Source organism: Sphingomonas sp. CFBP9019, assembly GCF_034045155.1.
Classification (GTDB): domain Bacteria; phylum Pseudomonadota; class Alphaproteobacteria; order Sphingomonadales; family Sphingomonadaceae; genus Sphingomonas; species Sphingomonas aerolata.
In genome coordinates, this window is the sequence record NZ_JAXCWK010000004.1 from 448,422 (window position 1) to 471,974 (window position 23,553).

At 66.7% G+C, this 23,553-nt stretch carries 19 protein-coding genes and 1 tRNA gene; 12 read left to right on the forward strand and 8 right to left on the reverse strand.

Going from position 1 to position 23,553, the window contains the following annotated elements; all coding sequences use genetic code 11:
- The first annotated feature begins 121 nt into the window (after window positions 1-121).
- The 3 genes from SOM18_RS13855 to SOM18_RS13865 all read left to right on the forward strand — a co-directional run bounded on the left by SOM18_RS13855 (window position 122) and on the right by SOM18_RS13865 (window position 3,468).
- Window positions 122-1,264, forward strand: a complete 1,143-nt coding sequence (locus tag SOM18_RS13855; RefSeq protein ID WP_320481833.1) for a site-specific DNA-methyltransferase — start codon at window positions 122-124, stop codon at window positions 1,262-1,264.
- 156 nt (window positions 1,265-1,420) lie between these two features.
- Window positions 1,421-2,479, forward strand: a complete 1,059-nt coding sequence (gene folP, locus SOM18_RS13860; RefSeq protein WP_192069477.1) for a dihydropteroate synthase — start codon at window positions 1,421-1,423, stop codon at window positions 2,477-2,479.
- 104 nt (window positions 2,480-2,583) lie between these two features.
- The gene (locus SOM18_RS13865) at window positions 2,584-3,468 is read left to right on the forward strand and encodes a bestrophin family protein (protein ID WP_031396098.1); all 885 of its coding nucleotides are present in this window, start codon (window positions 2,584-2,586) and stop codon (window positions 3,466-3,468) included.
- Between the two features lie 43 nt (window positions 3,469-3,511).
- Here SOM18_RS13865 and SOM18_RS13870 read toward each other — a convergent pair whose 3' ends face one another.
- Complete coding sequence (locus SOM18_RS13870; RefSeq protein WP_031439238.1) at window positions 3,512-4,927, reverse strand: sigma-54-dependent transcriptional regulator; 1,416 nt, start codon at window positions 4,925-4,927, stop codon at window positions 3,512-3,514.
- A 207-nt stretch (window positions 4,928-5,134) separates the two neighbouring features.
- Here SOM18_RS13870 and SOM18_RS13875 point away from each other — a divergent pair, with 207 nt between their 5' ends.
- From SOM18_RS13875 to SOM18_RS13905, 7 genes are all read left to right on the forward strand, one after another.
- A complete protein-coding gene (locus tag SOM18_RS13875; RefSeq protein WP_031396100.1) occupies window positions 5,135-5,257 on the forward strand; it encodes an aa3-type cytochrome c oxidase subunit IV in 123 nt (40 codons plus the stop codon).
- A 4-nt stretch (window positions 5,258-5,261) separates the two neighbouring features.
- Window positions 5,262-6,383 (forward strand): NAD(P) transhydrogenase subunit alpha, encoded by a 1,122-nt coding sequence (locus SOM18_RS13880; protein ID WP_320481834.1) that lies wholly within the window; start codon window positions 5,262-5,264, stop codon window positions 6,381-6,383.
- A gap of 69 nt (window positions 6,384-6,452) precedes the next feature.
- Window positions 6,453-6,746 carry an NAD(P) transhydrogenase subunit alpha gene (locus SOM18_RS13885; RefSeq protein ID WP_031394789.1) on the forward strand — a complete coding sequence of 98 codons (294 nt, stop codon included), beginning with the start codon at window positions 6,453-6,455 and terminating at the stop codon, window positions 6,744-6,746.
- Between the two features lie 28 nt (window positions 6,747-6,774).
- Complete coding sequence (locus tag SOM18_RS13890) at window positions 6,775-8,208, forward strand: NAD(P)(+) transhydrogenase (Re/Si-specific) subunit beta (protein WP_031439236.1); 1,434 nt, start codon at window positions 6,775-6,777, stop codon at window positions 8,206-8,208.
- Between the two features lie 108 nt (window positions 8,209-8,316).
- Window positions 8,317-9,267, forward strand: a complete 951-nt coding sequence (locus tag SOM18_RS13895) for a hypothetical protein (protein WP_052380809.1) — start codon at window positions 8,317-8,319, stop codon at window positions 9,265-9,267.
- A gap of 75 nt (window positions 9,268-9,342) precedes the next feature.
- Window positions 9,343-9,418: transfer RNA gene (locus tag SOM18_RS13900), tRNA-Val, on the forward strand.
- 66 nt (window positions 9,419-9,484) lie between these two features.
- Window positions 9,485-10,804: a M20/M25/M40 family metallo-hydrolase gene (locus SOM18_RS13905; protein WP_031439234.1), complete on the forward strand. Its 1,320-nt coding sequence runs from the start codon at window positions 9,485-9,487 to the stop codon at window positions 10,802-10,804.
- A 22-nt stretch (window positions 10,805-10,826) separates the two neighbouring features.
- Here the strand turns inward: SOM18_RS13905 and SOM18_RS13910 are convergent, their stop codons facing one another.
- The 4 genes from SOM18_RS13910 to SOM18_RS13925 all read right to left on the reverse strand — a co-directional run bounded on the left by SOM18_RS13910 (window position 10,827) and on the right by SOM18_RS13925 (window position 15,722).
- Window positions 10,827-13,262, reverse strand: a complete 2,436-nt coding sequence (locus SOM18_RS13910) for a hypothetical protein (protein ID WP_320481835.1) — start codon at window positions 13,260-13,262, stop codon at window positions 10,827-10,829.
- 53 nt (window positions 13,263-13,315) lie between these two features.
- Window positions 13,316-14,620, reverse strand: a complete 1,305-nt coding sequence (gene pncB, locus SOM18_RS13915) for a nicotinate phosphoribosyltransferase (protein ID WP_031439232.1) — start codon at window positions 14,618-14,620, stop codon at window positions 13,316-13,318.
- A 21-nt stretch (window positions 14,621-14,641) separates the two neighbouring features.
- Window positions 14,642-15,301 (reverse strand): dTMP kinase, encoded by a 660-nt coding sequence (locus SOM18_RS13920; protein WP_320481836.1) that lies wholly within the window; start codon window positions 15,299-15,301, stop codon window positions 14,642-14,644.
- Window positions 15,302-15,443: 142 nt separating this feature from the next.
- On the reverse strand, window positions 15,444-15,722 hold the full coding sequence (locus tag SOM18_RS13925; RefSeq protein ID WP_031439230.1) for a chorismate mutase: 279 nt from the start codon (window positions 15,720-15,722) through the stop codon (window positions 15,444-15,446).
- A 101-nt stretch (window positions 15,723-15,823) separates the two neighbouring features.
- Here SOM18_RS13925 and SOM18_RS13930 point away from each other — a divergent pair, with 101 nt between their 5' ends.
- The gene (locus SOM18_RS13930; RefSeq protein ID WP_031439229.1) at window positions 15,824-16,852 is read left to right on the forward strand and encodes a polyprenyl synthetase family protein; all 1,029 of its coding nucleotides are present in this window, start codon (window positions 15,824-15,826) and stop codon (window positions 16,850-16,852) included.
- Window positions 16,853-16,930: 78 nt separating this feature from the next.
- Here SOM18_RS13930 and SOM18_RS13935 read toward each other — a convergent pair whose 3' ends face one another.
- From SOM18_RS13935 to mutS, 3 genes are all read right to left on the reverse strand, one after another.
- Complete coding sequence (locus SOM18_RS13935) at window positions 16,931-17,341, reverse strand: glycine zipper 2TM domain-containing protein (protein ID WP_031439228.1); 411 nt, start codon at window positions 17,339-17,341, stop codon at window positions 16,931-16,933.
- A gap of 52 nt (window positions 17,342-17,393) precedes the next feature.
- Complete coding sequence (locus SOM18_RS13940; protein ID WP_031439227.1) at window positions 17,394-18,353, reverse strand: cation diffusion facilitator family transporter; 960 nt, start codon at window positions 18,351-18,353, stop codon at window positions 17,394-17,396.
- Window positions 18,354-18,480: 127 nt separating this feature from the next.
- On the reverse strand, window positions 18,481-21,060 hold the full coding sequence (mutS, locus tag SOM18_RS13945) for a DNA mismatch repair protein MutS (RefSeq protein WP_320481837.1): 2,580 nt from the start codon (window positions 21,058-21,060) through the stop codon (window positions 18,481-18,483).
- Between the two features lie 151 nt (window positions 21,061-21,211).
- Here mutS and SOM18_RS13950 point away from each other — a divergent pair, with 151 nt between their 5' ends.
- Complete coding sequence (locus SOM18_RS13950; protein WP_031394701.1) at window positions 21,212-23,470, forward strand: NADP-dependent malic enzyme; 2,259 nt, start codon at window positions 21,212-21,214, stop codon at window positions 23,468-23,470.
- Window positions 23,471-23,553 lie beyond the last annotated feature (83 nt).

The window sequence follows — 23,553 nt, forward strand, 5'->3', positions numbered from 1 at the left end:
TGGGCGACGGCGACTCGTTTGGTCGCACCGACGGATTCGCGCCCGCGCGCCGTTCATCAAACTCTGCTTGACGGAGTCGGACAATTCCGCAGCTATGGGGGTCGACAAGGGGCGCAAAAACATGGGTTTGATCGACACGATCGCGCGGCCGCGCGCGGTAAAGAGGGTAGCGGCGCCGGCGGTGCAGCCCGCGCTGCCGCTCGACCAGATCCTGCGCGGCGACTGTATCGAGCGCATGAAGGCGCTGCCGTCGAACTCGATCGACATGATCTTCGCCGATCCGCCCTACAATCTCCAGCTCGGCGGCGAGCTCTATCGCCCCGATGGCAGCCATGTCGACGCGGTCACCGACGAGTGGGACAAGTTCGACACCTTCGCTGCCTATGACCGCTTCACCCGCGCCTGGCTGAAGGAAGCGCGCCGGATCCTCAAGGACGATGGCAGCATCTGGGTGATCGGCAGCTATCACAACATCTTCCGCGTCGGCGCGGCGGTGCAGGATCTCGGCTACTGGATCCTCAACGACATCGTCTGGCGCAAGACCAACCCGATGCCCAATTTCCGCGGCACCCGCTTCACCAACGCGCACGAGACGCTGATCTGGGCGTCGAAGGGCGAGAAGGCGAAATACACCTTCAACTACCGCGCGATGAAGACGCTCAACGACGAGCTGCAGATGCGCAGCGACTGGGAATTCCCGATCTGCGGCGGCCCCGAGCGGTTGAAGAAAAACGGCACCAAGGTCCATCCGACGCAGAAGCCCGAGGCGCTGCTCTACCGGATCCTGCTCGCGTGCACCAAGCCCGGCGACGTCGTGCTCGACCCGTTCTTCGGCACCGGCACGACCGGCGCGGTCGCCAAGCGGCTGGGGCGCAGCTGGATCGGAATCGACCGCGAGGGCGAGTATATCGAGGCGGCGCAGGAGCGGATCGAGGCCGCACTGCCGCTCGACGAATCCGCGCTGGCGACGATGATGAGCCCGCGCGCGCAGCCCAAGGTCGCGTTCGGCGTGCTCGTCGAGAATGCCTATCTCGCGCCCGGCACGGTGCTGACCGACGGCAAGCGCCGCTGGCGCGCGACGATCCGCGCGGACGGCTCGCTGCTCAGCGATTGCGGCACGATCGGCTCGATCCACAAGCTCGGCTCGACGCTCCAGAACGCGCCCGCCTGCAATGGCTGGAGCTTCTGGCATTACGAGAGCGACAAGGGCCTGAAGCCGATCGACGATCTCCGCCAGACCTATCTGCTGGCGACGACGGTCTAGCGAATTGCCGTTCGTGCCGAGTAGAGACCGAGCGTAGTCGAGGGCTCGTATCGAGGTACATGTCCCTCGATACGGTATCTCGACGTGCTCGATGCCTATACGGGACGAACGGGATTAGCCGTTTGAACGGCATGCGGATTTGGGGAAAAGGGGGGCATGACCAGCCTCCACCTCCGCCCCGTTCAGTTCGTCGACACCCCGATCGGCCATCCCGACGGCAGCGTCGCGCGGCTCGCGGGCGGGATGCAGTGGTTCGCCGCCTATGAGGTGATCGAGCACGGGACCCGTCGCACGATCCCGGTCGCCGACGTCGCCACGCTGGGCGACCGCGCCGCGCATCGCCACGCGCTGATCACCGCGCCGCGCGCGCCGCTCGCGCTCGGCGAGCGTATGCTGCGCTTCGACCAGCCGCTCGTCGCCGCTATTCTCAACGTCACCCCGGACAGCTTTTCCGACGGCGGCAAGCATGTCGACGACCCCGCCGCCGCCGCGGCCGCCGGGATCGACATGGCCGCGGCGGGCGCGACGATGATCGATGTCGGCGGCGAATCGACCCGCCCCGGCGCGGCGGCGGTCTGGGAAGGCGACGAGATCGCCCGGCTCGTCCCCGTCGTCGAGCGGCTTGCCCGCGCCGGCGCGATCGTCTCGGTCGACACGCGCAAGGCCGGCGTGATGGCGGCGACGCTCGCCGCCGGCGCGCATATCGTCAACGACGTCGCCGCCCTGCTGTGGGACGACCGCGCGCTCGAGGTCGTCGCCGCCAGCGGCTGTCCGGTCGTGCTGATGCACTCGCCCGACCCCCGCGAGGGCGGCCACGGGCGGACCGGCTACGGAAACGTCGTCACCGACGTCTTCGACTGGCTCGAGGCGCGGATCGCCGCGGTCGTCGCGGGCGGCGTCGATCGCACGCGGATCATCGTCGATCCCGGCATCGGCTTCGGCAAGACGCTCGCCGACAATCTCGCGCTGCTCAACGGCCTGGCGATGTTTCACGGGCTTGGCTGCCCAATCCTGCTCGGGGCGAGCCGCAAGCGGCTGATCGGCGCGCTGTCGAACGAGGCCCCGGTCGGCGACCGGCTCGCCGGATCGCTCGCGCTCGCGCTCAAGGGCGTCGAGGCGGGCGTCCAGATCCTGCGCGTCCACGACGTTGCCGAGACCGTTCAGGCGCTGCGCGTCTGGCGCGGGATGCGTGACCTCGCACTCGTCGGCGGCTGACCCCGCGCCGATCTTCTGGTCACATGTTCGGGGCGGAATATCGCCGCATTGCAGCGAAATGCGCGATCGCGCATTAGACAAGGTGTCAGCAAGGAGCCTTTCGTTTGATCGTTACCGCAACACCGCGCCTCAGCCAGATCCTCAGCGAAGTGTGGCGCCCGTTGCTCGGGCTCTTTGTCTGGGACGTCGTGGTAACCATCACCTATTATGTCCTGCCCTTTCATGCGCCGTCGCTGCCGCTGACGCTGTTCGGCACCGCGCTCGCGCTGTTCCTCGGCTTTCGCGACAATTCCGCCTATCAGCGCTGGTGGGAAAGCCGCGGCCTCTGGGGGCTGATGACCAACGCCTCGCGCAGCCTTGCCCGCATGACGCGCAACCTGCTGCCCGAACCCGAAGGCCATGATCTCAAGCGCACGATCGTCCTGCGCCAGATCGCCTATGTAAACGCGCTACGCTGTCAGCTGCGCCGCCAGCCGGTCGCGCCCGATGTCCTGCGCTTCCTGTCGGAGGACGAGGCGTCGTTCGCACTCGCGCGGACCAATCCCGCCAACGGCCTGCTCGACGGCACCGGACGGCGGATCGACATCGCCCGCCGCAATGGCTGGATCGACACGATCCAGCAGGCCTCGTTCGAACGGCTGCTGGTCGATATCGCCAATGCGCAGGGCGGGATGGAGCGGATCAAGAACACCCCGCTGCCCAACCAGTACCGGTTCTTCCCGACGCTTTTCACCCGGCTGTTCTGCATCCTGCTGCCGATCGGGCTGGTCGAAACGCTCGGCTTCGCAACCCCGATCGGCTCGACGATCGCAGGGCTGATGTTCCTCGCCGTACTTCAGATCGGCGACGATCTCGTCGATCCGTTCGCGGACACGATCCACGACGTACCGCTCAACGCGATGTGCCGGACGATCGAGATCGACCTGCTCCAGGCGATCGGCGACGAGGCCCCCGAGCCGCTGAAACCGGTCAAGGGCGTGCTCTGGTAGGTCGCTGCCTTTAATCCAGCTCCAGGACAACGTCGCCTAGGGATCAGGCGACGTTGTCGATCCCGAGTTCGGCGAGCTTGCGGTACAGCGTCGACCGCCCGATCCCGAGCCGCCGCGCGACCTCGGTCATCCGCCCGCGATAATGACCGATGGCGAGCCGGATGAGGTCCGATTCGATCTCCTCCAGCGTGCGCAGATGCCCGTCTGCGCTGAACAGCGTCACACCACCGCCACCGGCCGCGGTCGCGGGCTCGGGCCGGCGACGGCTGCCGAGCGCCGCGATCTGCGGGAAATCGGCGCGTGTCAGCGCGTCACTCTCGCACAGCACCGCGGCGCGGAAGAGCGCATTCTGCATCTGCCGGACATTGCCCGGCCAGTCATATTGGACCAGCAGCGCCAGTGCATCGTCGGTGATGCCGAGCGGGCGCAGTCCCGGCTGCTGCGCGATCCGCGCGAGCAGATGGCGGGCAAGCGCCGGGATGTCGCCGGTTCGCTCGCGCAGCGGCGGGATCGTCACCTGCACCGCGTTCAGCCGGTAATAGAGGTCCTCGCGAAACCGGTCCGCCTCGACCTCGTCGATCAGCGTCGTGTTGCTCGCGGCGATCACCCGGACGTCGACCTGCTGCGGATGCCGCGCACCGAGTGCATGGACGTCGCCCGTATCGAGCAGATGGAGCAGCTTGATCTGCGCGTCGATCGGCATCGCGCCGATCTCGTCGAGGAACAGCGTGCCGCCGTCCGCCTCGCGAAACCGGCCGATCTTGCGCTCGAACGCGCCGGTAAACGCGCCTTCCTCGTGCCCGAACAGCTCGCTCTCGACCAGATTGGCGGGGATCGCGCCGCAATTGACGCTGATCATCGGGCGTTTGGCGCGCGGCGACGCCGCGTGGATCGCCTCGGCCACGACCTCCTTGCCGACCCCGCTTTCGCCTTCGAGCAGGATTGCGACGCGGCCGCGCGCGGCCTTGGCGGCGATCGCCAGCGCGGCGCGGAAATCGGGCGACGAGCCGACGATCTCGTCGAAGGCGAGCAGCGCGGGGATCTTCTCGGTCAGCGGGCGCAGCTCGCCCGCGGTCGTGCCGGCGACGACTGCATCGAGCGAGGCGAGCAGCCGGTCGGGCGCGAGCGGCTTGACCAGGAAGTCGGTCGCGCCCGCGCGCATCGCGTTCACCGCATGCTCGACCGATCCGTTCGCGGTCAGCATCAGGATCGGCAGTGCCGGGCGGCGATTGCGCAGCTCGGCGATCACCGCCGATGCGTCCTCATGCGGTGCGGAATGGTCGAGGATGATCGCGTCGAGCTGCATCCCGTCCTGCGTGCCGAGCGTGGCGATCGCCATCTCGCCGTCGCTCGCGAACACGGTCCGCCAGCCGCCACGCGACGCCAGTGCGGACACCAGCCGCCGTTGTGCAGGCTCGTTGTCGATCAATAGTAGCAGGCGCTGCCCGTTGCGCGTCATGGCGAATCCTGTCCCGTTTGCGGACAGTCTTTAGCGTTTTCAGGTAAAGGGCGACTTAAATATCGCTTTGGGGCGGTTGCGATGCGCTCCGACCATGTCGCCGCGGCTGTACGACGGCGTGAAGCCGGGGTTTGGAAGCGCGGGGGTTGAGGCTGGGGCATCGGCCCGATAAGGTCGCACCGATAACAGAATGGCGAGGGACGGATCATGGCGGACGATGCAAACATCAAGGGTCATGCTGCGACCTATGACAGCGTCATCGGCGTGATGAAGATCGGCGCGATCGCCTGTGCGGTGATCGTCGCGATCGTCATCTGGCTGATTTCCTGATCCGATGAAGATCGCCGTCCTCAAGGAGCAGGTGGACGGCGAGCGGCGGGTTGCCGCGACGCCCGAAACCGTCCGCAAGTTCGTCGCTTTGGGCGCGACGCTCGCGGTCGAGGCAGGGGCCGGCCAGTCCGCGTCGATCGCCGACGCCACCTATGCCGATGCGGGGGCGAGCGTCGCCGACCGGGCGGCGGCGATTTCGGGCGCGGACACCGTGCTCGGCGTGCAGGCGCCGGATCCGGCAACGCTGGCAGGCGTCGCGCCCGGCGCCTGGGTCGTCGCGAGCTTCAATCCCTTTGGCGAGCGCGCCCGGGTCGATGCCTATGCCGCGGCGGGCCTCGAGGCGCTGGCGATGGAGTTCATGCCGCGGATCACGCGCGCGCAGTCGATGGACATCCTGTCCTCGCAGTCGAACCTGTCGGGCTACAAGGCGGTGCTCGACGCGGCGGCCGAATATGGCCGCGCCTTTCCGATGATGATGACCGCGGCAGGGACGATCAGCGCCGCGCGCGTGTTCGTGATGGGGGTCGGCGTCGCCGGGCTCCAGGCGATCGCGACCGCGCGCCGGCTCGGGGCGCAGGTCTCCGCCACCGACGTCCGCGCCGCGACGCGTGAGCAGATCCAGTCGCTCGGCGCGAAACCGATCTTCGTCGAAAGCGTCGCCGGGATCGAGGGCGAGGGGACGGGCGGCTATGCGGGCGAGATGAGCCCCGAATATCAGGCCGCGCAGGCCGAACTCGTCTCCGGGCACATCGCCAAGCAGGACATCGTCATCACCACCGCGCTAATTCCCGGCCGCCCCGCGCCGCGGCTGATCTCGGCCGCGCAGGTCGCGAGCATGAAGCCCGGCTCGGTGATCGTCGATCTCGCGGTCGAACAGGGGGGCAATGTCGAGGGTGCGGTCGCGGGCGAGATCGTCGAGGTGAACGGTGTCAGGATCGTCGGCCATCGCAACGTCCCCAGCCGGCTCGCCGCCGACGCCAGTGCATTGTTCAGCCGCAATCTGTTCAACTTTCTCAGTGCCTTCTGGGACAAGGAGACGGGGCGGCCGGTGCTCGATGCCGAAATCGGCGACGCGATCCGGCTGACCCGCGACGGCGCGGTCGTCAATCCGCGTTTGCAGCCATGACCCGGCACGATACAAAACCCCGTTTGCGTCTCAACATTCGCAACATTCGCGGGGCTCAGGAGGGCTGAGATGGACTTTATCGCGATCCTGTCGATCTTCGTCATGGCCTGTTTCGTCGGCTATTATGTCGTCTGGTCGGTGACGCCCGCGCTCCACACGCCGCTGATGGCGGTGACCAACGCGATCTCCAGCGTGATCATCGTCGGCGCGCTGATCGCGTCCGCCGCGGCGGGATCGCCGGTCGCGAAATATCTCGGGCTGCTCGCGGTCGTGCTGGCGAGCGTCAACATCTTCGGCGGCTTTGCGGTCACCGCGCGGATGCTGGCGATGTACAAGAAAAAGGAACGGCCGGTCGCCAAGTGACCGTTACGGATCCGAGGGGAACTGAGTGATGCATGACGTAGCCGTGAACCCCTGGGTCGCGCTGGCCTATCTCGTCGCCGGCATGTGCTTCATCCTCGCGCTGCGTGGTCTGTCGAGCCCGGCGACGAGCCAGCGCGGCAACCGGTTTGGCATGATCGGCATGACGATCGCGGTCGTCACGACGCTGGTCACGCATCTCAACGTTGGCATCTGGGAGATCGTCGTCGCGATCGGCATCGGTGCCGCGATCGGGCTCGTCACCGCCCGGCGGATCGCGATGACCGCGATGCCGCAGCTCGTCGCCGCGTTCCATTCGCTGGTCGGGCTTGCCGCAGTGCTGGTCGGGGTTGCGGCCTATCTCAACCCGCAGGCATTCGGCATCTCGGACCTGATGATCCCGCTGCTTGGCGATCCGGTCGCGATCATTCGGCCGGTCAGTCGGATCGAACTGGGGCTGGGCGTCGCGATCGGCGCGATCACCTTCTCGGGCTCGGTCATCGCCTTCCTGAAACTCAACGGCAACATGGGCGGCAAGCCGATCATGCTGCCCGGGCGCCACGTCATCAACATCGCGCTGCTTGCCGCGATCCTCGGGCTGATCGCCTATTTCGTCACCAATCAGGAGCCGTGGATCTTCTGGACGATCACGGCCTTGAGCTTCGTGATCGGCTTCCTGCTGATCGTACCGATCGGCGGCGCCGACATGCCGGTGGTCGTCAGCATGCTCAATTCCTATTCGGGCTGGGCGGCGGCGGCGATGGGCTTCACGCTCCACAACACCGCGATGATCATCACCGGCGCGCTGGTCGGCTCGTCGGGCGCGATCCTCAGCTACATCATGTGCCGGGCGATGAACCGCAGCTTCATCAGCGTGATCGCCGGCGGGTTCGGACAGTCGGCCGAGGCCGGCGGCCCCGCGGCCGCCAGCGACCGTCCGTGGAAGCGCGGCTCGGCAGAGGACGCCGCCTTCCTGATGAGCCAGGCCGAACAGGTCGTCATCGTGCCCGGCTACGGCATGGCAGTCGCCCAGGCACAGCACGTCCTGCGCGAGATGGGCGACAAGCTGAAGGCGGAAGGGGTGCGCGTGAAATACGCGATCCACCCCGTCGCGGGGCGCATGCCAGGCCATATGAACGTCCTGCTGGCAGAGGCGAACGTGCCCTATGACGACGTGTTCGAGCTCGAGGACATCAACAGCGAATTCGCGCAGACCGACGTGGCTTTCGTGATCGGCGCGAACGACGTCACCAACCCGGCGGCAAAGACCGACAAATCATCGCCAATCTATGGCATGCCGGTGCTCGACGTCGAGAAGGCGAAGACCGTGCTGTTCATCAAGCGGTCGATGGGCGGGGTCGGCTATGCCGGGGTCGACAACGACTTGTTCTATCGCGACAATACGATGATGCTTCTGGCGGATGCGAAGAAGATGGTCGAAGACATCGTCAAGGCGCTCGACTGACGGCGTCCGCCTGTCCGCCTGTCCGCCGGATCCGCCGAGAACCGACCCATTTGGCGTGTGAATCCGGTACGATCTATGGCCTAATCGCGTCTGGCGGGGGATGCGGCAATGACGGCGATCGACGCGCTATCGGCGGACATACGCTATGATGGCGGTGCCGCTGCGGTTCTGATTGCGGACCTTGGCGGTGCGGGGGCAGGGGATCGGCTCGCGATCGCGCTGGACGCGCTGGGCGGACGCCTGATTGCCCGGATCGACTGGCACGTCCCGCTCGATCGGTCCGCAACACCGCGTATCATTCTGGTCGATACGGTGGGGATCGACGCGCCGCTGCTCGCCGGGCGGATGGCGCAGATTGTGGCCTGGGCCGCCGATACCGATGCTGCGCTGGTGGTCGCGCTGCGGCCCGACCAGATCGACGCGATCACCGCACTGACGCTAGGCGGTGCGACATCGCTGCTCGTCGATCCCGGGATCGGCGAGTGCGTCGCCGCGGTGGCGATCGCGATCGAACGATCGCGCCAGCCCGCCGGGGTCTTCGACGTCACCCGCGAAAGCGACGGGGCCCGGCTGGAGCGTCTAAGCGCGGAGGTCGGGCGCATTGCCGAGGCGCTTGCCCGGCTGACACAGGCAGATCATGATCGACCGTCCGATCCCCCGGCGATCGTCGGCGATCGATCGGTCGCCTATCAGGCAGCGCCCGGGGCGACGCAACACGACGCGACCGACATTCGACGCGCGATCCGCGCGCGGCGGCTTCGCGACCAGTTTTTCGGCGGCACGCTGTTCGAGGATCCGGGCTGGGACATGCTGCTCGATCTCTACGCCGCCGATCTCGAGCGGCGCCGTGTGTCGGTATCGAGCCTGTGCATCGCCGCAGCCGTCGCGCCGACGACGGCGTTGCGCTGGATCGCGCGCATGACCGATAGCGGGCTGTTCGAACGCCAGCCGGATCCGCATGATCGCCGCCGCGCCTATATGGCGCTGTCGCCGCCCGCGCGCGATGCAATGCGCGGCTATTTCGGCGCAGTCTTGCGCAACGAGTTGCGGATCGCCTGAACGCATGCGCTTTGGGGCTTGCCCCGACGCCGCAGCTTTGGCATCGAACCCCGACCTCAGGGTCTCATCCCGAGAGGGCGCTTAGCTCAGCTGGTAGAGCGGCTCGTTTACACCGAGTAGGTCGGCGGTTCGAACCCGTCAGCGCCCACCATATCTCCCGACACTGGACGCAGCGGCCGAACCCCGCTTTCATGCTGCCAAGGGAGATGCGAGGCTTATGGCACGACAGAAATTCCGGTGGGTCGCGACGGTGTGCGGGGGTATCCTACTCGCAGGGGCCGCGCAGGCGCGCCTCACGCCGTCAGAAATGCGGGCCGTCGCGACCGTCGATGCCGAGCATGAGCGCTCGATCGCACTGCTCAAGACACTCGTCGACCAGAACAGCGGCACGATGAATCTCGAAGGGGTCGCCAAGGTCGGTGCGATGGTCCGTGCTGAGCTCGAACCACTCGGCTTTGCGGTGACCTGGAAACCGATGCCACAGACGCAGCGGGCGGGACATCTGATAGCGCGGCACCCGGGCAAGCTTGGCGCCAAACGCCTGTTGCTCATCGGTCATCTCGACACCGTTTTCGAGCAGGATTCACCGTTTCAACGGTTCGAACGCAAAGGCGAGAGCGCGACGGGGCCAGGTGCGGGCGACGACAAGGGCGGGATCGTCGTGATGCTGTCGGCGTTGCGGGCGATGAAGGCCGCCGGCCTGCTGGACGCCGCCGATATCGAGATCGTGCTGACCGGCGATGAGGAAGATGCGGGCGACCCGGTGGCGATCGCGCGGGGCGATCTGATCGCAGCGGGCAAGCGCGCCGACATCGCGCTCGACTTCGAAGGCCTGTCGGTCGTCGAGGGTCGCGACATGGGATCGATCGCACGACGGTCGTCGAACGGATGGGTGCTCACCACGTCGGGCAAGACCGGGCACTCGTCGCTGATCTTCTCGGACGCCTATGGCGACGGCGCCATCAACGAAATGGCCCGGATCCTGGCGGCATTTCGAAAGGATCTGCCCGAACCCAACCTGACCTTCAATACGGGCGTGGTCGCGGGCGGTGCGACGGCGGCGCTCGACAGCGACGCCGTCCGGGCGAGCGCGACGGGCAAGGGCAATATCATCCCTGCAACCGCGGTCGCCCGTGGCGACTTCCGAACCCTGAGCGAAGATCAGACCATGCGGGTCCGTGCGAAGATGGAGCGGATCGTCGCGGCGCATGCGCCCGGCACGAATGCCACGATCCGGTTCGAAAGCGGGTATCCCGCCATGCCGCCGACGGTGGGAAATCGCGCGCTGCTCGACCGGTTGAATCTGGTCAATCGCGACATGGGATTGCCCGAGATGACGGCGCTCGATCCGCTCAAGCGGGGTGCGGGTGACATTGCGTTCGTCGCGGGTGACGTCGACGGGCTGATCGGGCTCGGAACCGCGAGCAGCGGTGATCATGCACCGGGGGAGACGGTCGACCTTGCGAGCATTCGCCGTCAGGCCAAGCGCGCCGCGATCCTGATGGCCCGCCTCTCACGCGAGCCAAAGGATCTGTGACAAGGCTCGACGCCTCTCTGGGCTAGCGGTCGACGACGTTCGGCTTGGCGGTCGCAACGACTGAATCATCGTCGCGCAGCTTGAGGAACAGCGTGTCGGTCGGGCGCGGAATGGCGACCGTACTGGCGGTATAGCCGTCGGGAATTGCCGCAACGCCGGTGAACTGCGCGTCTCCGCCAACAGCGGCGAGCAGATACAGCGCGTCACCGGTCAGCAGGCAGCGCGGCGCGCCCTTGTCGCATGTCACGCCCGTGATGGTCGGCAGGCGGACGAGGGTGACGAGTGGCGCCCAGTCGCTTTCCGCACCGTCCTGCAGGAGGCGGTATCGCAGCGGGCCATAGGCCGATACGCCCAGCGCCTTGGCCGGTTCGATCGTCGCAATCGCGACTTGTGCACTCTGGACGCGGTAGCCGTTCGCTGCGGCGATGACCGTCGACGCGCGTCCGTCGACCGTGGCGATCTCGACCTGTTCGCGTCCGCTGAACCGGGTCGCCCCCGCGCCGCGGAGCGAAAAGGTCAGGCTGGCATCGACCGACATGACGGTGCCCGACGGCAATGTGATCGGCAGCGACGCTGCGTGCGCCGCCGGGGCGAAGGTCTTGTCGATGAGTGTGACCGACGGCCGCGCGGGAGCGACATGCACGGCGACCGGCAGCACGCGACCGTCCTTCAGCGTCACCCGCCCCGATCGATCCTGGCCTACGGTCCAGGCGGCGACCGGAGCAGGCGTGTGGACCGTCATGACGCGTTCGTCGGCCTTGCCGGTCCGTACCACCGCACCAGGGCTGAATACCGCGCCATCGACGCTCAGCGAGGCGACGGTGTCCAGCCGTGTGCCCGTCAGGACACCATGAAGATCGCCGGCGTGCAGCGTGAACGCGTCGATCCGCCCCGTCTCCGTCAAGGCGGTCAGGGCGATCGTGTCGACGTCTGCGATTCCCTGCTGGCGGACGAGCAGGCTGACCTGCCCCGCCGCGATCTGCGCCTTCGGGATCGTTGCAGTGATCCGGCCATCCGGCAATGCGGCCCATTTGAGCGGCTCGGTCGTGCCGGAGGTGCGGGCGAGCGCGATGTCCTCGACACAGGCGGCTGCTCCGCCCTCGATCGTCAGGCTGTTATCGCGTCCGGCGATCACCGTGGTGCCCTCGATCGCGCGCCAGCTGTTCGCGCGCGGACTCTGGATGCGAAAGCGTGGACCGTCGAACGGGGTGAAGCCCCATACGCCGTGAAGCGTGGCGTCAAAGCTGACTCGCAGATCGCCGCCGTAGCTGCCCGGGCCGGCGAGAAGGAAACCCCCGCGTTCGACATCGGCGCTGACCGGCAGATCGAGCGTGCTGCCGTCGGCACGCGTCACGCGGACCGCCATCGCATGCGCATAGCGCGTGGCATAGATCAGCGGCGCGCCTTCGACTGGAAGCAGCACACCCTCTCGTGCTCGACACAGCGCGCGACCGGGCGCGATCGTCCGCAGCGGCGGCGGCTCGGGCGCCTCGATCGCCGGAAGCGCCGCGACCATGACCGACTTGGGCTTTGCAAAGGAGGGGGCGGCGTTCAGCAACAGCGACAGGCGCGCCTCTGCCGCACGGCCGAGGGCGGGTATATACTGGAACTGGGTCGACTGGAATGCGCCAAAAATCCGGGCAAGATCGCGAACGACACCGATATAGGAGCTGTAATAGCCGTATCCGGCCTCGGGTGTTGCGGCGAGTTGCAAGGCCAGATCGGTGGGGGCGCCGACGAGGGTTTCGGTCAGCGATGCGCTGTGACTGTCGGCCAGCAGTAGCGAGCTTCGGCTCTGCGTCAGGCAGGCCGCCTGGAGATCGATCGCCTGCTCGAGGCATTCGGCCTTGAGCGTGATTGACAGGCTGCGGGTCAGGACGGGTGATACGGTCTCGATCCGTTCAGGATGCGTGCGCTCGAGGCGGTGGATCGAGTCCAGGAACGTGTCGAGCCGCGCGCGGTCGAGCGACGCCTGGTTGAGCTCCTGCGAGGCGCGGACGAACGCGCCGGGCTGTTTGCGGACGGCGTCGACGATCGAGTCATAACCCCCGCCGGTTTCCGGCGCGAGGAAGAGGATCAGCTGGCGTGCGCCAGCGGGCACGGTCAGGTCGAGAGTCTTGTTCTTCCGCTCCCACGTCTTGGCCTGCGTGAACCAGTTTTTGGGGGGCGGATTGGTCGCGCCGCGCAAGAATGCGGCCACCAGCAGGTAATGGACACCCTGATCACGGGGTAAATCCGCACTCACCGCGATCCGGTCGCCTTCGCTGAGATTGGGCACCTGCCCGATCGGCAACCTCGTCGCACCGTGCGTCACCATGACGTTCAGCGCCGGACCAGACAGGTCGAAGGCCGCGGGGTCAGCCTGTGCCGGGGTGAGCGGCAGCAGCGCGGCGAAGAGCAGCGCGATGCGTCCCGACCAGGTAATCGACGCGCCGAGGGGGAATCGCGAAACAGCCATGGGCGCTACCCGTGGCGGCAGGGCATGGCCATTTTAGGGCGGTGGCGCAGGGTCTAGACCGCGACCTTCGCGTTCGTGCGGCCCTCGTCGCCGAAGATTCGCAGGTACCGGGCAATCTCGCCCGGATCGCCGGTCGCCTTGGCCGGATTGTCCGACAGCTTGACCGCCGGGCGTCCATTGGCCTGCGTGACCTTGGCAACCAGCGAAATCGGCTCGAGTCCGGCCATGCCATCGGGGTCGCACCCTCGGAAGTCGTTGGTCAGATTGGTCCCCCAGCCAAAACTCATCCGCACCCGGCCGTGGAAATGCCGATAAGTCTCTTCGATCGTGTCGACATCCATGCCGTCCGAAAAGATCAGCAGTCTCGTTTTAGGGTCGCGACCCTGTGCCTTCCACCAGGCAATGATCGCTTCGCCACCGGCGATCGGGGGTGCACTGTCGGGGCGGAAGCCCGTCCAGTCGGCGACCCAGTCGGGCGCGTTCGCGAGGAACGCGCTCGTTCCGAACGCGTCGGGCAACGCGATCAGCAGATTGCCGCCATAATGGCGTCGCCAGTCATCGAGCACCCGGTAGGGCGCATCCGCTATCCCCCGGTCGTCGTCGGCCAGTGCGGCATAGACCATCGGCAATTCATGCGCGTTGGTGCCGATGGCTTCCAGATCGTTATCCATCGCCAGCAAGACGTTCGACGTGCCGATGAAGCGGCTGCCAAGCCCTTCCTTGAGCGCCTCGACGCACCAGCGCTGCCACAGGAAGCCATGGCGGCGGCGCGTGCCGAAGTCGGACAGGACCAGATCGGGCAGATCCCTCAACCGTTCGACTTTGTCCCACAATTTGGCCTTCGCACGGGCATAGATCACGTCGAGCGCGAAACGTCCGCGATCGCGGACCGCCGCGCGCGCGCGCAATTCATTGATGATCGCGAGCGCGGGGATTTCCCACATCGTCGTTTCCGCCCAGCAGCCCTCGAAGCGCAGCTCGAACTGTCCGTCGACGGTCCGCAGCTCGTATTCAGGCAGCCGGAAGGCGGCAAGCCACTGCAGGAATTCGGGCGCAAACATGCGATCCTGGCCATAGAAGCTGTTGCCAGCGAGCCAGATCAGCTCCTTCTTCCCGAACCGCACCGTGCGCGCATGATCGAGTTGCGCGCGCAGTTCGCCTTCGTCGATGATGTCCGCCAGCCGCACGCTCGTCGTGCGGTTGATCAGGGTAAAGGTCGTCTGCACCTTGGGATGCAGGTGACGGATCATCTGCAACATCAGCAGCTTGTAGAAATCGGTATCGAGCAGGCTGCGGACGATCGGATCGAGCCGGAAGCCGTGGTCATAGGTACGCGTGGCAATATCGGTGACGGCCATGCCGATCTCCTTCCGGGGCGTTCAGCGCAGCAATGCAACGATATCGCGTGCAATGTCCGCTGGCAGTCGCGAAGCGCCGGCCGTGACCGTTGATACGGTCGCCCAGCGGCCGAGCAGCCCTGCCGCCGCCATCGCGGCATAGTTGACGCGGACGCGGTCCTGGAGCCCGGTATCCGCTTCGTAAGCGTCGAACGCATCGTCGGTATAGGAGCGCTTGCGCTTCTGGCGGATCAGCCCGCGTGCAATGTCTGCCGGCGTATCGAGGTAGACGGATAGATCAGGCGTCGGCAGGGCAAAGCTGCCCGTTTCGAGATCCGCGATCCAGGCCATCATCGTATCCGCTTCGTCGACGGGCACCTGCGCCGCCTGATACGCCATGTTCGACGCGATATAGCGGTCAAACACGACGACGTCGTTCGCCGCCATCGTCGCTATCAGGTGATCGCGCGATTCCATCCGGTCGAGCGCGTAGAGCACGGCGGCGGCCTTTGGTGACGTGCCGCGTGGCAGCGTGCCCGCGAGCATCGCCCCCAGCGCCCAGCCGCCGACCGTGTCCGTATAGCGCGGGAACGAAATGACCGCGGCGCTGCGTCCGGCGGCCTGCAACTGCTCGACGACCAGTGCGGAGGCCGTGGCCTTACCGGCGCCGTCGGCGCCTTCGATAGCGAGGAGGAAGCTCATCGCGCTCCCCTAACCGACCCGCGCGTGCAGGTCGATAAAGCTGTGCTGTAGCAAATTATACGGGGCCGTGCGGTCTGGCGGAGACGCCGCGCCGCCTTGGCGATGCCGTGCAGCGCTCAAGCTGCCGTCACCGCCCAGCGTGTCATTCGCAAAGTTTCTGGTGGTGGCGGATCACCTCGTCGATGATGAACCGTAAAAACTTTTCGGAGAATTCCGGATCGAGCTGGGCTTCCTCGGCGAGCCGACGCAACCGCGCAATCTGACGCTCCTCACGTCCGGGATCGGCAGCCGGCAGACCGTGCTCCGCCTTGTGCCGGCCAACCGCCTGCGTCACCTTAAACCGTTCGGCAAGCATATGAATCAGCGCCGCATCGATGTTGTCGATGCTCTGGCGATAGCCGCTCAGCAGGTCGTCGGGCATCGTGTAACCTCCACCTATTGCCGTCGCCTGCCTTTTGGTGAGGGTTTGCCGAGCCGGCAAGGGTTGCTTTGCGAGGCGGTAGCCGTCAGAGGCACGGGCAGATGAGCGCCACCGTCCACCGCCTCGACTCCCCTCGTTCGAATCCCGGGCCACAGCCTTCGCTGGACCCGATGGTCAAGCTCGTCACCACCGACATGGACCAGGTCAATGCGGTGATCGTCGCGCGCATGACCTCCGATATTCCGTTGATCCCCGAACTGGCGGGTCATCTGATCGCGGGCGGGGGCAAGCGGATGCGCCCGATGCTGACGCTCGCGAGTGCACAGCTGCTGGACTATGCCGGGACGCAGCATTACCTGCTCGCGGCGGCCGTCGAATTCATCCACACCGCGACGTTGCTGCATGACGACGTCGTCGATGGCTCCGACCTGCGGCGTGGGAACCGCACCGCGAACATCATCTGGGGCAATCCTGCGAGCGTATTGGTCGGCGACTTCCTGTTCAGCCGCAGCTTCGAACTCATGGTCGAGGCGGGCAGCCTGAAGGCGCTCAAGATCCTCTCATCGACCAGCGCGGTCATCGCCGAGGGCGAGGTCAATCAGCTGACGGCGGCCCGCCGCGTCGATCTGGGCGAGGAGCGCTATCTCGACATCATCGGCGCAAAGACTGCAGCGCTGTTCGCTGCCGCCTGCCGAATCGCTGCCGTGGTGGCCGATCGGCCCGAGAATGAAGAGGCGGCACTCGACGCCTATGGCCGCAACCTCGGGATCGCCTTCCAGCTTGTCGACGACGCGATCGACTATGTCTCGGATGCGGACACGATGGGCAAGGATGCGGGCGACGATTTCCGCGAAGGCAAGATGACCCTGCCGGTGATCCTCGCTTATGCGCGCGGGTCGGCCGAGGATCGTCAATTCTGGAAGGATGCGGTCGAGGGGCGTCGCGACACCGACGCCGACCTGCAGCATGCCGTGCGCCTGATCCGGGCAACCCGCGCGATCGACGACACGTTTGCGCGAGCGCGGCATTATGGTCAGCGGGCGATCGATTCGATTGCGGGCTTTGCCAATGGCGAGGCGAAGGACGCGATGATCGAAGCGGTCGAGTTTGCGGTGGCTCGCGCTTATTAAGTTCAACCGGCTGAGGCAGACACAATAACAGCGGCCGATCGCTCGGCCGCCGTATCTTCATTTACCGAGCAAAAAAGCTCAGCGGCACTTGACGTTACCGCGGTCGACCGACCGTCCGAGCAGTGCACCGCCACCGGCACCCGCCAGCGTTCCGAGCGTGCCGCCGCCGATCAGATTGGCAAGAACGCCGCCACCGAGTGCGCCGATCACGAGCCCGGTCGTGCCATCGTTGCGCTTGCAATAGGCCCGGCCATCGTTGCCGCGATAGATCCGGTCGTTGCGACCGAGCCGACGCTCGCGGTAGTTGCCGTTCTGATAGCTGCGCGACGGATCCCAGTTGCGGTCGTCACCGCGCCAGTTGCGGTCGTTGCCGCGGCGCGAATCATTTCCCCGGCGGTCGTCATGACGCTGAGCAGCGGCTTCGACAGGCACCATTGCGGGGGCGACCACGGCGACGGACATGAGCGCAGCGATAAAATGCTTCTTCATCGGGTATTACTCCAGAACTATACTAGGATAACCCGCGCAACGCCCCAAAGGTTCATATCGCCGTGTGGCGCGTCATCGAGCATGGCTGACCGTCGCCCGTCTCGACCTGCAACGTGGCATGGCCGATCCCGAAACGCTCCTGCAGCATCGTGCGGGTCGAGGTGAGGAACGGATCGCCGGGATGGCCGCCCGGCATGACCAGGTGCGCGGTCAGGACGGGCTCCGTCGTGCTCATCGGCCAGATGTGCAGATCATGGATCGCCGTCACGCCGGGCAGGGTGCATAGCGCCTCGTCGACCTGGTCGAATTCGATCCCGCGCGGCACCGCGGACAGCGCCATTTCGACGGTCTCACGCAGCAATCCCCAGGTTTGCCAGAAGATCAGGACCGCGATGACGATGGAGACCGCCGGGTCGATCCAGGAGATCCCGGTCTGCCAGATCAGCACGCCCGCGATCACGACCCCCGCCGATACCAGCGCGTCCGCGGCCATATGCAGATAGGCGCCACGGATGTTGACGTCCCCCTTGCGACCGCGCGCGAACATCCAGGCGGTGATCGCATTCACCGCGATGCCGATCCCGGCCACCATCGATACGGTCAGGCCCGCCGTGGGCGTCGGATCGGCGAAACGCTGTGTCGCTTCGAGCAGGATCGCCCCCAGCGCGACGAGCAACAGTAGCGCGTTGGTCAACGCCGCAAGGATCGTCGATCCCTTCAGCCCATAGGTAAAGCGCTTGGTCGGCTCGGTTCGCGCGAGCATCGTCCCGCCCCAAGCGACGACCAGGCCCAGCACGTCGGAGAGATTATGCCCGGCGTCCGCGAGCAGCGAAACCGAGTCGATCCGCACTCCGACCAAGGCCTCGACCGCGACAAACACGACGTTGAGCCCGATCCCGATCGCAAACGCGCGGTCGAACGATGCCGGAGCATGGCTGTGTGCATGTGCGTGCCCATGTCCTGCATGCCCGTGTGCATGCCCGTGTGCATGCCCGTGCCCGTGTCCGCCCAAAGCCCATGCTCCAATGATTCGGCCGGCGCGTAGCATCCGTCTTGCATGTGATACTAGGACGCCGCGCGATGGGATTGCAGGCCGGGGGCAAGTATCGGCAATACAGTGGTTTTCGCCGGGTTTGCGCTCAGCCCTCGGTCGCGAGCGCCTTCAACCGGTAAAGCGCGTCGAGCGCGTCGCGTGGGCTCATCGCATCGATGTCGAGCTTCGCCAGGTCTTCGCGCAGCACGTCGCACGCCACCTCCTCGATCTGCGCGGCGGCCGCGAACAGCGGAAGATCATCCAGCCCCGCCGCCAGACCGCCAGTTTTGGCACGCCCGGCTTCCAGCTTGGCAAGTACCGCTTTCGCACGCTGCACAGTGACCGGCGGCATGCCGGCGAGGCGCGCGACGGCCAGGCCGTAGCTGCGATCCGCCGGCCCGTCGGCGAGTTCGTGGAGCAGGACGAGTTCGCCCTTCCACTCGCGCGCGCGAACGTGGTGCAGCGACAGCGCCTCGCAGCGTTCGGCGAGCCGGGTCAGCTCATGATAATGCGTGGCGAACAGGCAGCGGCACCGATTGTCCTCATGGATCGCCTCGACCACGGCCCAGGCGATCGCGAGGCCGTCATAGGTCGAGGTGCCACGACCGACCTCGTCGAGGATCACGAAGCTCCGCGGCGTCGCCTGTGCGAGGATGGCGGCGGTTTCGACCATTTCGACCATGAAGGTCGAGCGGCCGCGCGCGAGATTGTCCGACGCGCCGACGCGACTGAACAATCGGTCGACGAGACCCAGCGTGGCCTTGGTCGCCGGCACATAGCTTCCGGCCTGCGCCAGGACCGCGATCAGTGCATTCTGGCGCAGGAAGGTCGACTTGCCGCCCATGTTGGGGCCCGTGACGAGCCACAGTCGCGAGGATTCCGACAGGTTGCAGTCGTTGGCGACGAACCGGTCGCCAGACTTGGCGACGGCGGCCTCGACGACCGGATGCCGGCCTCCCTCGATCTCGAAACAGGCATGGTCGACCAGGATCGGGCGCGACCATTGCCCCTCGGCTGCGCGCTCGGCGAGACCGGCGGCGACATCGAGCCGGGCAAGCGCATCGGCGGTCGCGGCGATCGCCTCGCGCCCTGCGAGCGCCCGCGCGGTCAGATCCTCGAGATGCGCCGACTCCGCCGCCGTGGCATGCGCACCCGCCTGCGACACTTTCGTTGCGACATCGTGCAACGCGGGCGTGTTGAAGCGTACGACACCTGCGAGCGTCTGGCGGTGTGTGAAACCGCTGTCGGGCTTCATCAGCGAATCGGCAGCTCGTGCAGGGACCTCGACATGATAGCCGAGCACGCCATTGTGCCGGATCTTCAGCGCGGACACGCCGGTCGAGGTGCGGAACTCGGCCTCCAGTGCGGCGATCGCGCGGCGTCCCCCAGCGCCGGTATCGCGCAGGTCGTCGAGTGCGGCGTCATATCCCGCCGCGATATACCCCCCGTCAGACGCTTCGATCGGTGGCGATGGTACGAGCGCACGCTTGAGCAGGTCGATCAGGCTGCCATGCCCGCGCAGCAGCGGTGCGACGTCGCTCAGCAGGCGCGGCGGATCGGTCAGCGCGTCGAGCCGCTCGCCCAGATTCCAGGCGCCGTCGAGACCGTCGCGCAACTGGCCCAGATCGCGCGGTGATCCTCGACCCGCAGCGAGGCGGCCAAGCGCCCGGCCGATGTCCGGCAGCGCGCGCAGCGTCGCGCGCAACCGTTCGCGCAATGCCTGGTCGTCATGGAACAACCGGACGAGGTCGAGCCGCGCGTCGATCGCGGCCTTGTCCATCAGGGGCGCGCCAAGATCGGCACCGAGCAGCCGCGCACCGGCACCGGTGACGGTACGATCGACCGCGTCGAGCAGGCTTCCCTTGCGGACGCCGCCGGTGGTGCAGGTCAGTTCGAGGCTTTCCCGCGTCGCGGCGTCGATCGCCATCACCTGTGCCGCCCGCCCGATTCGCGGCGGCCGCAGGAAGGGCAGCGCGCCCTTCGCATTATGTTCGAGATACGCGACCAGACCGCCCGCCGCGGCCAGCGGGGCCCGCCCGAACTGCCCGAAGCCGTCGAGGGTCGCGACGCCGTAGATCCGCTTGAGCCGCGCTTCGCCCGCACCGCTGTCGAAATCGCTCCTGGGCCGCAGCGTCGTGGCGGCCTCTGCAAAACCGCTCGCCTCGGCGACGACGATCTCGGCTGCGGCAAGTCGCGCGAGTTCGGCCCCGACCGCGTCATCGGCGACGTCGATGACCTCGAACCGGCCGGTCGACACGTCGGCTGCGGCAATCGCGACGGATCCCCCGGCTTCACCGATCGCCACGCACCAATTGTCGCTGCGCGCGTCGAGCAAGGCTTCCTCGGTCAGCGTGCCCGCGGTCACGACGCGGACGATCGCGCGGGCGACCAGCGCCTTCGATCCGCCGCGCGCCTTCGCCTCGGCCGGACTCTCGACCTGCTCGGCGATCGCGACGCGGTGCCCGGCCTTGATCAGCCGTTGAAGATAGGCCGTGGCCGCGTGCACCGGCACGCCGCACATCGGGATCGGCTTGCCCTCATGTTCCCCGCGGGCGGTCAGCGCGATGTCGAGCACCGCCGCGGCGATGCGCGCATCGTCCATGAACAGCTCGAAAAAATCGCCCATGCGGTAGAACAGCAGGCAATCCTGCGCCTCGGCCTTGAGGCCGAGATACTGCGTCATCATCGGGGTAGCGGCGGGAGTGGACATCGGCGCGGGGTAGCGAAAACCGTCCGCACGTCCAATAGCACTGCGAAGGGTTCCCAAGGGGTGACGAACAGCCACGCGTTCCGTAAAGGCAGGGGCTCCCCCTGCAGATACCCCCGAGGCCCCGCTTATGTCCGACGACAATAATCTCCAGTTCTCCGAACGCGAAGCGCTGCTGTTCCATTCGGAAGGCCGTCCCGGGAAGCTCGAGATCATTGCGTCCAAACCGATGGCGACGCAGCGCGACCTCGCGCTCGCCTATTCGCCCGGCGTGGCGATTCCGGTGCAGGCGATCGCCGACGATCCCTCGACCGCCTATGACTATACCGCCAAGGGCAATCTGGTCGCGGTGATCTCGAACGGGACCGCGATCCTCGGCATGGGCAATCTCGGCGCGCTGGCGTCGAAGCCGGTGATGGAGGGCAAGGCGGTGCTCTTCAAGCGCTTCGCCGACGTCGATTCGATCGACATTGAGCTGAAGACCGAGGATGTCGATCGCTTCATCGATGCGGTCGAGCTGATGGAGCCGACCTTTGGCGGCATCAACCTTGAAGACATCAAGGCGCCCGAGTGCTTCATCATCGAGCAGACGCTGCGCGAGCGGATGAATATCCCCGTATTTCATGACGATCAGCACGGCACCGCGATCATCTGCGCGGCCGGGCTGATCAACGCCTGCCTCGTGACCGGGCGCAAGCTTGGCGACATCAAGCTGGTCGTCAACGGCGCGGGCGCGGCGGCGATCGCGTGCACCGAGCTGATGAAGGCGATGGGCGTGCGGCCCGACAACGTCATCATGTGCGACCGTACCGGCGTGATCTACCAGGGGCGCGACGATGTGAACCAGTGGCAGTCGGCGCACGCCACGACGAGCAGCGCGCGGACGCTGACCGAGGCGCTGGTGGGCGCGGACGTGTTCCTCGGCCTGTCGGCGGCAGGCGCGCTCAAGCCCGAGATGGTCAAGGACATGGCGGCCGCGCCGATCATCTTCGCGATGGCCAATCCCGAGCCCGAAATCCGCCCCGAACTGGCGATGGCTGCGCGTCCCGACGCGATCGTCGCGACGGGCCGGTCGGATTATCCGAACCAGGTCAATAACGTGCTGTGCTTCCCGTTCATCTTCCGCGGTGCGCTCGACGTCCGCGCGACGGGGATCAACGACGCGATGAAGATCGCCGCGGCCAATGCGATCGCCGAGCTGGCGCGCGAGCGTGTGCCCGAGGAGGTCGCGCTGGCCTATGGCGTCAGCCACAGCTTCGGCCCCGCCTATATCATCCCCGCGCCGTTCGATCCGCGGCTGATGGAGGTCGTTCCCGTCGCGGTCGCCAAGGCGGCGATGGCATCGGGCGTCGCGACCAAGCCGATCCTCGACATCGAGGCGTATCGCCAGTCGCTGCGCGCGCGTCTCAACCCGACCACCTCGGTGCTGTCGATGGCCTATGAGGGCGCGAGGGCGCATCCCAAGCGCGTGATCTTCGCCGAGGGCGAGGAAGAGGTCGTGCTGCGGGCGGCGATCGCGTTCAAGGAGGGCGGTTATGGCACGCCGGTGCTGGTCGGCCGCGACGACGTGCCGGACCGGTTGCGTGCACTGGGCGTCACCGACCCCGAGAGCTTCGAGCTGCACAACAGCCGCGTCTCGCCGCTGGTGCCGAAGATGGTCGAGCTGCTCTATGCCCGGCTCCAGCGTCGCGGCTATCTGCGGCGCGACTGCGAGCGGATGGTGAACCAGGATCGCAACATCTTCGGTGCGCTGCTGCTGCAGCTCGGCGAGGGCGATGCGATGATCACCGGCATCACGCGTACGTACGGCGAGACGATGCGCCAGATCTACCGCGTGATCGATCCGGCGGCGGGCAAGACGCCGTTCGGCATCCATCTGCTCGTCGGGCAGAGCCACACGGTGTTCATCGCCGACACCACGGTGAATGAGCGCCCGACCGCCGAACAGCTCGCCGATTTCGCCGAGCAGACCGCAGCGGTCGCGCGTCGCATGGGGCATGAGCCGCGCGTCGCGTTCCTGAGCTATTCGAACTTCGGCAACCCGAAGGGCGAGTGGCTCGACAATATCCGCGACGCGGTGACCGTGCTCGACGGTCGTCAGGTCGGGTTCGAATATGAGGGCGAGATGGCGCCGGACGTGGCGCTCAACCCGAAGCAGCTGGCGAACTATCCGTTCGCGCGGCTGTCAGGGCCGGCGAACGTGCTGATCATGCCGGGTCTTCAGTCGGCGCATATCTCGGCCAAGCTGTTGCGCGAGCTCGGTGGCGATTCGGTGATCGGGCCAATGCTGATCGGCATGGAGAAGCCGGTGCAGGTCGCGCCGATGACGAGCACGGCGAGCGAGCTGGTGACGCTGGCGGTGCTCGCCGCGGGTGGAATTGCTCGGTGAACTCTCCCTCTCCCCTTGGGGGAGGGAAGGGGCCCGCGGCACTTGCCGTGGGAAGGGTGAGGGGTTTGAGGCTCGGACGGTGA

Bases quoted from the DNA above. Each gene is read 5' to 3' on its own strand.
- SOM18_RS13855 (WP_320481833.1), top strand. From the start codon at position 122: ATGGGTTTGATCGACACGATCGCGCGGCCGCGCGCGGTAAAGAGGGTA.
- folP (WP_192069477.1), top strand. From the start codon at position 1,421: ATGACCAGCCTCCACCTCCGCCCCGTTCAGTTCGTCGACACCCCGATC.
- SOM18_RS13870 (WP_031439238.1), bottom strand. From the start codon at position 4,927: ATGACGCGCAACGGGCAGCGCCTGCTACTATTGATCGACAACGAGCCT.
- SOM18_RS13875 (WP_031396100.1), top strand. From the start codon at position 5,135: ATGGCGGACGATGCAAACATCAAGGGTCATGCTGCGACCTATGACAGC.
- SOM18_RS13880 (WP_320481834.1), top strand. From the start codon at position 5,262: ATGAAGATCGCCGTCCTCAAGGAGCAGGTGGACGGCGAGCGGCGGGTT.
- SOM18_RS13885 (WP_031394789.1), top strand. From the start codon at position 6,453: ATGGACTTTATCGCGATCCTGTCGATCTTCGTCATGGCCTGTTTCGTC.
- SOM18_RS13890 (WP_031439236.1), top strand. From the start codon at position 6,775: ATGCATGACGTAGCCGTGAACCCCTGGGTCGCGCTGGCCTATCTCGTC.
- SOM18_RS13895 (WP_052380809.1), top strand. From the start codon at position 8,317: ATGACGGCGATCGACGCGCTATCGGCGGACATACGCTATGATGGCGGT.
- SOM18_RS13905 (WP_031439234.1), top strand. From the start codon at position 9,485: ATGGCACGACAGAAATTCCGGTGGGTCGCGACGGTGTGCGGGGGTATC.
- SOM18_RS13910 (WP_320481835.1), bottom strand. From the start codon at position 13,262: ATGGCTGTTTCGCGATTCCCCCTCGGCGCGTCGATTACCTGGTCGGGA.
- pncB (WP_031439232.1), bottom strand. From the start codon at position 14,620: ATGGCCGTCACCGATATTGCCACGCGTACCTATGACCACGGCTTCCGG.
- SOM18_RS13920 (WP_320481836.1), bottom strand. From the start codon at position 15,301: ATGAGCTTCCTCCTCGCTATCGAAGGCGCCGACGGCGCCGGTAAGGCC.
- SOM18_RS13925 (WP_031439230.1), bottom strand. From the start codon at position 15,722: ATGCCCGACGACCTGCTGAGCGGCTATCGCCAGAGCATCGACAACATC.
- SOM18_RS13930 (WP_031439229.1), top strand. From the start codon at position 15,824: ATGAGCGCCACCGTCCACCGCCTCGACTCCCCTCGTTCGAATCCCGGG.
- SOM18_RS13935 (WP_031439228.1), bottom strand. From the start codon at position 17,341: ATGAAGAAGCATTTTATCGCTGCGCTCATGTCCGTCGCCGTGGTCGCC.
- mutS (WP_320481837.1), bottom strand. From the start codon at position 21,060: ATGATGACGCAGTATCTCGGCCTCAAGGCCGAGGCGCAGGATTGCCTG.
- SOM18_RS13950 (WP_031394701.1), top strand. From the start codon at position 21,212: ATGTCCGACGACAATAATCTCCAGTTCTCCGAACGCGAAGCGCTGCTG.